This window comes from Rhizobium sp. P32RR-XVIII (assembly GCF_012641395.1).
Lineage (GTDB): Bacteria > Pseudomonadota > Alphaproteobacteria > Rhizobiales > Rhizobiaceae > Rhizobium.
In genome coordinates this window covers 61,922-74,487 of record NZ_JABAIH010000003.1, presented here as the reverse complement: position 1 = coordinate 74,487, position 12,566 = coordinate 61,922, and the positions used below count along the sequence as shown (strand labels likewise).

The 12,566-nt window shown below is 56.2% G+C and carries 12 protein-coding genes; 9 read left to right on the top strand and 3 right to left on the bottom strand.

Annotation, left to right across the window (positions count from 1 at the left end; genetic code table 11):
- Positions 1–59: 59 nt before the first annotated feature.
- Positions 60–1,109 (top strand): hypothetical protein, encoded by a 1,050-nt coding sequence (locus HGP14_RS10070; protein ID WP_168829709.1) that lies wholly within the window; start codon positions 60–62, stop codon positions 1,107–1,109.
- 87 nt (positions 1,110–1,196) lie between these two features.
- Positions 1,197–1,493, top strand: coding sequence for a hypothetical protein (locus HGP14_RS10065; RefSeq protein ID WP_168829708.1), 297 nt, complete (start codon positions 1,197–1,199; stop codon positions 1,491–1,493).
- Here the strand turns inward: HGP14_RS10065 and HGP14_RS10060 are convergent, their stop codons facing one another.
- Positions 1,494–2,369: a glycosyltransferase family 2 protein gene (locus tag HGP14_RS10060; RefSeq protein ID WP_168829707.1), complete on the bottom strand. Its 876-nt coding sequence runs from the start codon at positions 2,367–2,369 to the stop codon at positions 1,494–1,496.
- Between the two features lie 358 nt (positions 2,370–2,727).
- Between HGP14_RS10060 and HGP14_RS10055 the strand changes: the two genes are divergently transcribed.
- The 7 genes from HGP14_RS10055 to HGP14_RS10025 all read left to right on the top strand — a co-directional run bounded on the left by HGP14_RS10055 (position 2,728) and on the right by HGP14_RS10025 (position 11,652).
- Entirely contained in the window at positions 2,728–3,825 is a 1,098-nt protein-coding gene (locus HGP14_RS10055; protein WP_168829706.1) for a glycosyltransferase family 4 protein, read from the top strand.
- A 9-nt stretch (positions 3,826–3,834) separates the two neighbouring features.
- Positions 3,835–6,141 (top strand): polysaccharide biosynthesis tyrosine autokinase, encoded by a 2,307-nt coding sequence (locus HGP14_RS10050; RefSeq protein ID WP_246704415.1) that lies wholly within the window; start codon positions 3,835–3,837, stop codon positions 6,139–6,141.
- A gap of 242 nt (positions 6,142–6,383) precedes the next feature.
- On the top strand, positions 6,384–7,508 hold the full coding sequence (locus HGP14_RS10045) for a glycosyltransferase family 4 protein (RefSeq protein WP_168829705.1): 1,125 nt from the start codon (positions 6,384–6,386) through the stop codon (positions 7,506–7,508).
- A 39-nt stretch (positions 7,509–7,547) separates the two neighbouring features.
- Positions 7,548–8,384, top strand: a complete 837-nt coding sequence (locus HGP14_RS10040; RefSeq protein WP_168829704.1) for a glycoside hydrolase family 16 protein — start codon at positions 7,548–7,550, stop codon at positions 8,382–8,384.
- A gap of 134 nt (positions 8,385–8,518) precedes the next feature.
- Positions 8,519–8,743 carry a KTSC domain-containing protein gene (locus tag HGP14_RS36195; protein WP_312862130.1) on the top strand — a complete coding sequence of 75 codons (225 nt, stop codon included), beginning with the start codon at positions 8,519–8,521 and terminating at the stop codon, positions 8,741–8,743.
- 310 nt (positions 8,744–9,053) lie between these two features.
- Positions 9,054–10,235, top strand: coding sequence for a glycosyltransferase (locus HGP14_RS10030; protein WP_168829702.1), 1,182 nt, complete (start codon positions 9,054–9,056; stop codon positions 10,233–10,235).
- A gap of 1 nt (position 10,236) precedes the next feature.
- A complete protein-coding gene (locus tag HGP14_RS10025) occupies positions 10,237–11,652 on the top strand; it encodes a hypothetical protein (RefSeq protein WP_168829701.1) in 1,416 nt (471 codons plus the stop codon).
- A 49-nt stretch (positions 11,653–11,701) separates the two neighbouring features.
- On the opposite strand, the gene HGP14_RS10020 is transcribed toward HGP14_RS10025, so the two are convergent.
- Together HGP14_RS10020 and HGP14_RS10015 are read right to left on the bottom strand one after the other, a co-directional pair.
- Entirely contained in the window at positions 11,702–11,944 is a 243-nt protein-coding gene (locus HGP14_RS10020) for a DUF2934 domain-containing protein (protein WP_168829700.1), read from the bottom strand.
- A 16-nt stretch (positions 11,945–11,960) separates the two neighbouring features.
- Positions 11,961–12,491 carry a sigma-70 family RNA polymerase sigma factor gene (locus HGP14_RS10015; RefSeq protein ID WP_168829699.1) on the bottom strand — a complete coding sequence of 177 codons (531 nt, stop codon included), beginning with the start codon at positions 12,489–12,491 and terminating at the stop codon, positions 11,961–11,963.
- Positions 12,492–12,566: the final 75 nt, after the last annotated feature.

The following is a 12,566-nucleotide window of genomic DNA, read 5'->3' as shown; positions in this document are numbered from 1 at the left end:
GTGGCAAGAATTCGGGAGAAGTGCAGGCGCAGGTAATTGGGGCGTAGTAGGGGGCGTAGTTGTTCGAGTATCAGATTTCTGCCGCTGCTTTCGAAGGTTCGGAGACATCGGGCGAACCAGTCAGGGTATGCGCGCGAAAATTCGCGGCGTCTGGTGATGCTTGGGATGATTTTGCCAAGGCCTGCGACGCCTCGTTCCGATGCAGCTTCACCGCTACCAGTCTTTGGCAGCTTGAGCATCATGTCCTTTCCAGACTTGAACGCTTCGAACTCATGCTGCAGGTCGGTCGGCACCCGATCAAGATAGGCCAATGTGCTGTCGGAAGAGGTCGAAGCCGCATCATATTTGCCGACACCATTCAGCTGCTGCCTGCGTTTGAGAGCTTCTGGCCGGAATGCATGCAGGCACTATTGCAGTACCTCGGACCTGGACGTTATCAGTATGGATCCGAGTGGACGCTGGCGCCATGCCGCGCCGAGGAAATTCGCGGGCTTGCCGGCGTCGGCAATCTGAACGCCCGGAGTGTCGATGTGCAGGCAATCGACTTTTCCCAATGGCCGACATTCGAGGATTACTACAAGTCCGTCAGTACAAACGCGCGGCGGAATGTCAAAAAGGCGGCGGCGACTTACGAGCAGCTTGTGGTTCACGAGCAGAGGAGTGCTGGCGTTTTTGTCGACCTTTTGCCCCTCCAACTCCTGCGCTATCGGCTTTTCCGCCGTAAGGGAGTGAGAGCCTCCCTTGCCGGTCTGGTACTTCGTTCTGCCTTTCGTACGTTGGCTACCGCCAAATATACATTTTCGGTTTCCCTCGCGAATAAATCGCTGCCGATCGCGCGTTATCTCGGCATCGAATTTGGCCGTAACAGCTATTACCTGGAATCGGCAGCCGAAGGGGCACATCCGACCGCCTCATCGCACCTGTTAAAACTTATGATCTCGCGAGCGTTCGAACATGGGGAAGGGCGGGGCAAGTTCGTCATGGGGCCTGATGATTACCGCCAACACGGGCAAGCTGCTTGGGATGGTCTCGTGCGCTCGCGTAAGCAGTGGAAAGCAACGCCCCATCCGACGTCGGTCGTAAGCTTCGTATACGCACCGGTGCTTTGAACAGACTGGGACAGGGGCGTGCCTTCAAGCGGCAGCGATCATCTCGCATTCGCCGGAAATATGCTGCCTTGGCTCGAGGAGGCTAGAATGCAGCTTTCGACTTTGCCCGGCAAGATAAAGCAATACGGCGATCACACCCTGATCATCATGGGCGACGGACGAACGAGGTACGTGGTTTGCGTATGGGGCGACGCGCATTTGATTCCCGCCGAAAGCCGGGGCGACGACTGTCTCGAACATCTCGACGTCATAGAGCAGATTGCGAGCCGAAAGGTTGAGAAGGGCGGGGTCGCCTTCGACGGTAGGGTCTGGATCACGGTTGCCGATCTTTCTGCCGCAACGGCAGAGAGCGCCACTTCGGCTTCAAGGCTAGGGCCTGACTAGCTAGAGCTCCAGGATCTTGCTTGGCTTAATATCGCCTTTGACGAGATCACGGAGCGCGCGGATATTTCCGGCAAGGCGGCCACGCCGGTCGACCCAGGGCTCGGGCCTGAAGACGTGTGCGAGGTTGGCCAGCAGATTGCGCAGGATCCCGGCCCAGGCGTGGCGCGAGGATACAGTCCCCTTGCGAACCAAATAAACGCGATTTGCGACCTGGGAGTAGCCCAGCCTGCGTCCCGGCGTGCGGCCGGAGCGCTTGAAGCCGAGATGTACTCCCCTTAAAGCAGAGGCACGGACGATCCGCCCGAACGGCGCCAGCTGACGTGAGAAATCGACATCTTCCCACCAGGCGTACAGGGGGAGATTTTCATCGAAGCGCAGAGAATTCGTTCTGACCGGCTCCATACGGATGATCATATTGCATCCGTATGCATTATGGACGTCGACAAATTCGTTCGTGATGGCTGTGGGTGCCTGCTCGAGTATTTCCTCGCCCTCGGCATAGTCCCAACCGGGGCCGAGGATACCGTCGGCGATCACCGTGCCGGTCGCCACGACAATTCCAGGTACCTTGACGAATAGCTGCGCAGTTTGTGCGACAAAGTCGGGTGCCGGTAAAAAATCGTCATCGAAGAAAATCACGATATCGGCATCGCATGCTTCGATGATTGTGTTTCTTTGTGCGGGCAAGCCAGGCGGGCCGCTCAGCACGCTAATCGGAATTTCCGATGAACGCAGGGCCACTTCATCGACATCCTCCGGCTTTCCGGGGCTGATCAAAATTTGATCGGGAAGACGTGTTTGACGCGACAACCCGAGAACTGTCTTGGTCAAGATATGACGGCGGTTGGATGAGGCAAAACCTACGGCAATTCTCATGCCTTTTCCTCAGTGAGATCTACAGAAAACATTCCACTCACTCCGACATCGCTCGCCGCAGTCGGCATTTCTGTATTTATTGATAATACAAAAGACAAAAAAGTCTAGATAAATTAGTCAGATGATAATTCAAATAAATATAATTGGACATATTCTGTAGATGATGATTATCTAGACTTAATAGCCGCGGCTGACGGTAAAGTAGGGCGGAATACTGCCTTTGTGAGAGTTCTTAGGTAAACTCCGGCACCAAGCGTTAGGAGTGAGCTTGCTTGCATGAAATGCTAAAGACGAGCTGCCGGTTAATTCGCCTTACTGACCAACACACCTCAAAGACGCTGCCACGGATTGTTAGAGCATGACACGGCCGATCTATATCAATGGCAGGTTCCTGGGCGCGCAGTTCTCTGGTGTGCAGCGGACTGCCGTCGAGCTAGTCAAGGCGCTGGATCGTATCTTGGCACAATACAGCGCAGGCGGATGCCCGAACTTCTCCGTTGAGTTGCTCCATCCGCCGGGTATTAGAGCTGCGCCCGACTTTCGATTTATTTCCGTGCGCGAGGTCGGATCACGAAGCGGCCAGTACTGGGAGCAGATCGAGCTGCTGAACGCATCCAGAGGCGGCACGCTTGTCAGCCTTTGCAACGCCGCGCCGCTTCTCAAGCGCGATGCCTTTACCATGGTGCATGATGCTCAAGTCTACACCGCCCCCGGATCCTATGGCGCGTTGTTCCGCTTATGGTACAAAGTGGCGCAGCCGATCATGGGCCGTTTGCACCGGCGTATTTTGACGGTCTCGCAATTTTCACTCAATGAACTCGTCGCCTTGAAAATTGCCCCGCGCGGCAAGATCAATTGTATTCCGAACGGTTGTGACCATGTCCTGTCACTCGAAGCAGATCCGTTTGTGCTTGAGAAGTTCGGGCTCCAGAAAGACAATTTCACGGTTTCTCTTGCCAATACCCAGCCGCACAAGAATATCGGCCTCCTTCTCAGGGCCTTTGAGGACGCGCGGCTCGCCGGGCACACTCTCGTCTTGTTCGGCTCGGCAAGCGCTGCCGACTTCACCGGGCGCGGCTACCGCATTCCCGCAAATGTCCGCTTTCTCGGCAAGGTGACGGACCGGGAACTGGCGGGTTTGTTGAAAAATGCCACGGCCTTTGCCTGCCCGTCGCTGACGGAAGGATTTGGGCTGATGCCCCTTGAGGCAATGGCGCTTGGCTGTCCCGCGATCGTTGCCCCCTGCGGCGCGCTTCCAGAGGTCTGCGGCAATGCTGCGCTGAGTGCGGATCCGCACGAGCCTGGGGAGTGGGTAGCCCAGATTACGCAGTTGCTGGGCAGTCCGGTCTTGGCTGAGGAGCTTCGGCAAAAGGGATTTCGCCGGGCAGCGCTGTTTTCCTGGGACGCGTCCGCCAAGGCGCTTCTGGACCTTCTTGTCGATGAACGTAGAGATTAGGAGTCACGGTTGAACGAGAGCCTCCGCAAATCGATCCTGTCACAGCGCCTCGAAAAGCTTGCGCCGCGTGAGTTCGACAGTAACGACAGCGCACACATCGAGCGCTTCTTTGCCGTCGTGCGGCGCCAATGGCGCGTTGCCGCGATTTTCACGGTGTTGTTTGTGGCCGGCAGCATCTTTTACGTTAAGCGGGCAGAACCGCTCTTTACCGCCTCCACGAGTGTCCTTATCGACAGGCAGGAGGGCAATCTCGTCGGCCAGCTGACAACAATCGGCACGTCGCTCGAAGATGACAGTTCAGTCATCAGTGAGGTCGAACTCCTAAAATCGAAGGCGATCGCCTACGCCGTCGTCGACAAGCTCGATCTCGCCGAGGATCCGGCATTTCTCGCGCAGCAGAAAGAGAGTTTGGCACGGGCCGCGATTGGCTCGATCGTATCGCTTGGCCGGGCGATCCACATTCTCGATCCTGCTCCAGCGACAGAAGAGTCTATAGAAAACCGGCGTCGCCGGGCCGTAGGCATCGTAGAACAGAACATGTCGGTTGCGCGCGTTGGCCGCTCTTACGTTCTCTCCCTTTATTACACATCGCCTTCACCCGAAATGGCGGCCAAGGTGGCGAGCACGTTTGCCGACGTCTATATGGTCGACAAACTCAACTCGAAATTCGAAGCGACAAGACGAACGAGCGATTGGCTGCAGGAACGCATCGCGGATCTCGGCAAGCTGGCAACCGACTCCGACCTTGCAGTGCAGATGTTCCGGGAGAAGAAGGGGCTCGTGACGTCGGATGGAAAGTTGGTCAGCGACCAGCAGCTGTCTGAGTTGAACAGCGCATTGATCGTCGCCCGTTCCGACACCGCCCAGGCGCGAGCTCGCCTTGAGCGCATCAGGGCTATCCTGGCGAAGGGAAATAGCGAGGGGATTGTCTCAGAGGTCTTGCAAAGTCCGATCTCGAACGATCTCAGAGCAAAATACCTACTCGCCTCGAAACTGGAAGCAGACATTGTCAGCCGCTTTGGGGAAGACCACTACCAGGCAGTGCGGCTGCGTCAGGAGATGGCTGAGTATCAACGGCTGATGTTTACAGAGCTTGGCCGAATTGCCGAAAGCTATGAGAGCGAACTGGGTGTCGCGGAAGCGCGCGAGCGCGAATTGTCAAACAGCGTCACTCAAGCCGAAAACGTTGCCACGGAAGCAAACAAGAACCAGGTCCAGCTGCGCGAGCTCGAGCGACAGGCCGATGCCTACCGCAAACTGCACGAGACATTCCTGCAGCGGTATCACGAATCTGTCCAGGAACAATCCTTCCCCGCAACGGAGGCGCGCATCATCGAGCGGGCCGAAGTTCCGACGGCGCCGAGCCATCCGCAAAAGTCGTTGATTGTCGCGCTCGCCGGCTTCCTAGGGGCCATTTTCGGAACAGGAGTAGGGGCCATTCGGGAAGTTCGCGACCGCTTCTTCAGGACGGCGGAACAGGTGCGTGAGGAACTGGGCGTCGAATATCTCGGCTCGGCGCCCATTATTCCATCGCGTAAGGTCACGCGAACCATCTCTGACGACCAGAGGGACCGCGAAGACTCGGTACGTGAAATCCAATCGCTGAACTCGATCACGGAATATGCCACGAGCAACCCAATGTCGATGTTTGCCGAAACGCTCAGAAGCTCAAAAATCGCCATCGATCTTGCTGCCATGAACGACATCCGCAAGGTCGTAGGCTTCATATCAGCGCTGCCGGGTGAAGGAAAATCAACCGTTGCCATAAATTTCGCGTCGCTGCTGGCTTCGCAAGGCACGAAGGTTGTCTTGATCGATGCGGATTTGCGCAACCCCGGCTCGACCCGGCTTCTCGGCAGCGAAGCGGAAGTCGGTCTGGTGGACGTCGTCATGGACAATGTCCCAATCGAAAGAGCGCTTTTGACCGACCCAAAGACAGGACTTGCCTTTTTGCCTTCGGTCATCAAACGGCGGATCCCCAATTCGGCCGATTTGCTAGCGTCGCCGGCAATGACAGCATTGCTCAACAAACTGACCAAACAGTACGAGTATGTGGTGATCGATCTGCCGCCCCTTGGGCCGGTCGTCGATGCCCGGGCGATCGCTTCGCGTATCAGCAGCTTTGTCTTGGTTGTCGAATGGGGACGGACATCAAGGCGCATGGTGAAGAGCGCGCTTCTTACGGAAACAGAGATTACCGGCAAATGTGTTGGTGCCGTTCTCAATAAGGTTGATACAAAGCGGCTTAAACTCTATCGCGCTTATGGATCGTCGGAATACTATTACTCAAGATATAACAATTATTACAGAAGCTGATCTGACAATGGGGAACAGTATGCATTGACTTTATCAAAGTGTATTGTAGTTTGCAGTCGCCTGAATATTTAGACTTCGTTGATGCATGCGGAAGGGGATCCGGTGCTTTGACGCCTAGTTTGTTTCCGGGGGGAGGGATGGGGCTCACCTTTGCCGTTGGCTCATTGGACGACGGCGAGGTGAGTCTCGCCGTGTGCCTGCGTAACGCCTTTTCTCTCGCTAGCAACAGGAGCGCGGTGGCCATGAAAAGTCTTGCGTCCAAGAAGCAGCGAATTAACGTATTTGTACACCTGGCTGCAGGACACGATGCCCACGAGTGGAACCGGCGCTGGAAGGACAAGACGCTTGTCGGGATCAACGACCCCTCTCCGTACGGCTATGCCCGGGCAAACCTCATGGGATGCGACGTCCGCTTCTCGAGCGCGGCGGCAGAGGGTTTTGCCAGTAAAGCTTTTCGCCTGGCGCTGCGGGTAATCCTTGGCTTCGACCTGATTCATGCCAGGCGTAACGCCAAGGCTATGCTTGCTGCGGACGTTGTGTGGACACATACCGAGTCCCAGTTTCTGGCAGTCTCGGCCTTGCTGAAATTCACGAGGCCCCCATCGGAAAAGCGGCCAAAGATCATCGGCCAGGCCGTCTGGCTACTTGACCGGTGGAGGAGGCTTCCGCGTCCGCATCGCATGCTTTACCGGTGGCTGATCCGTGAGATCGACCTCCTGACGGTGCATTCTCCTGAAAACGCAAAGATAGCGCGGGAATTGTTTCCCAACACGCGCGTGGAAGTCGTGCTTTTCGGGATACCGAACGAAAAGCGAATGCCGATCGAGATCAGGCCGGCCCACCCAATTCGTGTGTTAAGCCTGGGTAACGACCGGCATCGTGATTGGGATGTCGCGGTTCGCGCACTTGCCGGCCGATCCGATGTGGAACTGACGATCGTCTCCTCGACTGCCCGTCCGCAGATTTCCCCGGGCACGCGAAACGTGAGGATCCTCGAGGTCGCCGACAACCTGGAACTACAGCGCCTTTTCGAAGAGGCGACGCTGATGCTTGTTCCGTTGAAACCGAACAAGCATGCGAGCGGGATCACTGTTCTGCAGGAGGCGGCCCTGATGGGTTTGCCGATCATCGCAACCGACACCGGCGGCCTGCGGGCCTATTTCGACGACGACGCGGTCGTTTATCTCCCGCCGTCCGATCCCGCAGCCATAGCATCCGCCGTTACACGCGTCGGAAGACAGCCAAAACTGATGGAAGAGCTCGCGCTCGCTGCCCAGAGACGTGCCTCATCGGCTGAGCTCGGCTGTGGCTCCTACATTCGTCGCCACGTCGATCTAACCAAGGATTTGCTTCAGATCGCGAGCTAACGATCCATCATATCGCTTCAGTTAACGGGAGTATCTGACATGCGTTTCGGGAGTTTTGTGTTTCTGGCGTCCGTATCCATCGTTGCCGCCAAACCTGCCGCGTCGGCCGAAGCTGGGCATCTCGACCTTTGTCCGCTGGAGCCGGCATTCATGGAGGACTTCAACGACCTGAGTATCGCCGCATGGGACATCGGGGACAAACGCTGGATCGCGCATACGCCATGGAACGGGGACTTCGGTGACGCTCAGTTTACCGATCCGGGGGAGAATTTTCCGTTCACGCTCAAAGACGGTATCGCCTATATCACTGCCCGCAAGGACGATACCGGGAAATGGCGGTCCGGGCTCCTGGCTTCGGCAGACCCCAATACTAAGGGCTTCGCGCTACAATATGGATACTTCGAGATCCGCACGAAGCTTCCATCGGGTCCCGGCGTTTGGCCCGCCTTTTGGCTGGGCACCAGCGAGCCGCGCGATCGTCAGGAGCCGAGCTTGGAAGTGGATGTGATCGAGTACTACGGTCATGATCCCGCCTCCTTCCAATCCGCCTACCATATCTGGCACAAAAATCCCGTGCGCAGCGATCACGAGGTGCACCACACCAAAGTTGAACCGGAGAGCCTGACCAAGGAGTTTCACACCTATGGTGTCCAGGTCGATCCGGAAAATATTACCTACTATTTCGATCGAGGGGAGATCTGGAAGGTGAAGACCCCCGAGACTCACAAGATGCCGTTGCTGTTGATGGCGAACTTGGCGCTCGGTTCAGGCTGGCCAATCGATCAGACGCCGAACCCGTCTGTCATGGCGATCGATTATATTCATGCTTACAAGTTCAAGTCTGAGTCTGAAAGATCACTTTGCCCGCCAAGTTGAAGACGGAAGGCTAGTATCTAGCGCTATAGTCGAATAATTTCGGCGTATGTCGAAAGGATATATTATCTGCCAAAAGTTTCTTTTTGAAAGATCTCCTCTTGCTATTGAACCGGCGGGAATTATCCTTGTCGTTAATGGAGAGAACTCTGCAGGGCAAGATGGAAACAACCCTCAACTCGAAACTCATCGATGCCATCGCATATGACGAGAAAACCCAAAGGCTGCGAATATTCATGTCCAACGGACAAAGGCGTGAATATCAAGACGTTCCAGCGAGCGTCGTGAGAAAATTGGCCGCGGCCCGGTCTCCCGGTCATTTTTACTCCAATGAGATCCGCGGAAAATATCGAAGTCTTTAACTTGGCGGATTCGTTGATGAGCCAATTCCCGTGCTTTTGAAGCAAATCGCGCGTGCATGGCTTGTGTATTCTGGAATGACTACAAGTATTGCGGATTTATATCCGGGCCATCTCGCTAGATGAGTTACGTTCTTGCCCTGTACGACGCAAAGCAGCCATTCAGTCGGAAATGTAACAAAGCAACGTAAAGCAGAAAATAATTCAATTTAAGCTTTGTAAAGTACTTGTTAATAGACTTTGTTTGTGAGACGTTAAAATGACAAATCTTTGGTTCGTCGGTCGTCACGTGTAGCGTGGATTCGGGGGGAAGATGAAAGTTGCGCTAGTTCACTATTGGCTAGTAGGAATGCGCGGCGGTGAAAAAGTCCTTGAAGAAATGTGCAGGCTTTTCCCCGACGCCGACATTTTCACCCTCGTCATCGACCGGAAAGCGATCTCGCCGACAATTCTGCGTCACCCGATAAAGACTTCATTCCTGCAAAAGATCGGCGGCGCAAAGCATTATCAAAAAATGCTGCCGCTCATGCCCTTCGCCCTCGAGGCCTTCGATCTGACCGGCTACGATCTTGTCATTTCAAGCGAGGCAGGTCCGGCAAAATCGATCGTCACGCGGCCGGATGCCGTGCATATTTGTTATTGCCACTCGCCGATGAGATACCTTTGGGATTGCTCCCAGCAGTATCAGAACAATGCGGGAAGAGTGTCCCGGTTCGTCATGCAAATGACGTTCCCCATGCTGCGCCAATGGGATCTGGCCAGTGCGACGCGGGTGGATCATTTCGTTGCCAATTCGGCCTTTGTCGCGCAGCGCATCCGGAAATTCTACCGTCGCGACGCATCGGTCATCCACCCTCCAGTCAGCGTCGAGCGTTTCTGCATCGCCCGCGAGGTCGATGACTACTATCTGTGCGCGGGCCAGATTACCCCGTACAAAAAAGTGGAACTCGCGGTCGAAGCCTGCACGAAACTGGGCCGAAAGCTGATCGTGCTCGGTTCCGGAGCAACCAAACAGTTGAAAGCGATAGCCGGCCCCAGCGTCACCTTTCACGAGAAGGTGGACGACGCAACGATGGAATATCATCTGTCGCACTGCAAGGCGCTGCTCTACCCGGGCATAGAGGATTTCGGCATTGTACCATTGGAGGCGATGGCGAGCGGCCGACCGGTGATTGCCTACGCCCGGGGTGGAGCTCTCGAAACGGTTATCGAAGGCAAGACCGGCTGGTTCTTCGCCGAGCAAACAAGCAGCTCGCTCTGCGAGGCGATTGTTTCCTTCGAGGCAAACCAGCACCTGTTCGAGCCGGAGGAGATTCAACGTCACGCGCAGTCGTTCAATACCGCGCGGTTCCGGCAGGAACTTACGATGTTCGTGAACAATGCCATGGATCGCTCCGAACTGGCGCCCGTCAAAAGGTTCAAGTTGCGCGACGATAGCGTCGGTGCGGTTATCGCGAAATTTCCGGTCCCGGCGAACCCCAAGAGCTTAAACTGAATTGGAAAGTCTTCCGATCGCTATATTCTGGCTCGGAGCCGTGACCTGCATCGCAATCGGCCCGGTTGCGATCATTTATCTTCTTTTTATTTCCATACCCTTCGGCGCGTTCGCGGTTGTTCCGCCCGCACTTTCGGCGGGCATGACCCTCACGCCCGCGCCCATGGCAGGACTGCTGCTGATCGCGCGCGTATTTCTGTCGTACAAGGCGATCGATTTCATGGCATCGATCGTGGTGAAGCCACAGCGCTTAACCGTTCTCCTCTTGTTTTGGCTCGTTGCATTGGTGACGACGATGTTCATGCCCCGGCTGTTCGCACGGCAGGTGGAAGTCATTCCGCTGAAAGTCGATCTGATTTCCACAGCGGCCTTTTTGGAGCCCACCAGCCAGAACATCTCGCAACTGGTCTATATGACGATTTCAGTTCTGACGGTTTGTGCCTTCACCTTCGTCTTGCGCGAGCGCGCAGCCCGCCAGCATGCTCTTCGGGCGCTCTGTATCGGGGGCGCTATCATGGTCGTTGCCGGCGCCCTCGATTTTGCCAGCCAGTATGCGCCAATCGGTCCGCTGCTTGAACCCTTCCGGACGGCGACGTATTCGCTTCTGACCGATGCCGAGATCCTGGGCAGCAAGCGAGTCGTCGGGTTGATGCCCGAAGCATCCGCCTTCGGCGGCATGACGCTGACCTTCCTTTCGGCGATCTACTTTTTCCGCCGCGCCATGCCTCAGTCATACATCCGCAGCGGATGGGTACAGGCTATCCTCGTGCTTCTTTTGGTGTTTATCTGGCTATCAACCTCGTCGGCCTCCTATGTCGGTCTGTTTGTGTTCTTCGTGGCGGCAGGAATGGAATGGCTTTGGCGCGGAACAGTGATCGTCAGAGGGTCGCGGTTGCGTCGCGGCATGACAGCCGAGTTGCTGGTCGTGACCGCCATTCTGGTGATCGTGGCGATCGTCACCGTCGTGGACACGGCAATATGGACGCCACTCCTTACCATGCTCGACGAGACGATCCTTCAGAAGAACACCACGAGTTCGTTCGAAGAACGGAGCATGTGGACGGCAACGTCCTGGCAGGCGTTTCTAAGCAGCTATGGGCTTGGGGTCGGCCTGGGGGGCACGCGTGCTTCTAATTCCGTCGTATCGATGTTGAGCAATGTCGGCCTGTTTGGCGGCATGCTGTACTATGGCTTCGTCATGCTGACACTTCTCCACCCCTTGCCGCCTGACGACGATGAGGCGGCGGCTGTATTGCATGGCGCGCGATGGGCCTTCATCGCTCCGTTTGCGACCTCGGTATTGGGTGCTACCACGCCGGACTTCGGAACCTTCAACGCTTGGCTTTTCGCAATGGCACTCGCCGGATCCGTCAAAGTGGCAGATACTGTACGAAAATATCCCCGTCTTGCCAGATAAGATTTGTCCGGCAAACATCAGCCAAAGCCTAGTCTACTGCGCCGGTTCATCAGCCTCCAGCAACAGCGGCCGCCGGCGCGGTTCGCCGCCGCGGTGTCGTCGTCGAAGCTTTTGGCCTGAAGCGGACCAGAACCTCGCGCCCGTCCGCGGAAGCCTGGGTGCGTTCCAGCTCGTCGCGCTCGCGAACGGCTTGCATCCAATGTTCACGATCGCCGCCGTCTAGGCGCCCGCACTGTTCCCAGAGCGCGTAGGCACGCTGGGCGATCCATTCGTCCCTGTCTTGACCCTTCATTTTACCGTCCCTTTATTTAATGCAGCGAGGCTGCTTCTGAAAACTGTGTTTCACCAAGTATTTCAAGGAGGTGGCTGCGAGCGCGGTTCACTCGGCTCTTGATGGTGCCGACCTCGCAATGGCAGATCACGGCTGCTTCCTCGTAACTCGTGCCTCCCACGACCAGCAGCAACGCATCGCGGTGCCGCGCCCCGAGCTTATCGATCGCAGCCTGCACCTCGCGGGCTCTCAGTGACCAATCCTGTGTCGATTTCACCGGCACCTGACATTCGCTAAGATCGCCGACGCAGCCGACAGGCTCGCGCTTGCGGCGCTTGTAGCTGCTGCAATAGGTGTTGCGCATGATTGTGAAGAGCCAGGATTTCAGGCTGGTGCCGTCCTGGAACTGTTCGAGATGGCGGAGAGCTTTTGAGACGGTCTCCTGCAACAGATCGTCGGCGTCGTTTTCAACGCGCTCGAAACGTCTCGAGAATGCTTTAAGTGCTGGAAGTAGCGAGATAATTTCCGCTTGGGAGGCGCGGTTCCGTTCGAATGAAGCCGTTGGCATGGCATTTCTCCTTCTTAGCTGGAGCAATGCCTGCGCAATAAGTGTGTTCCCGAGAAAGTTTTTTGAGTACGTTAG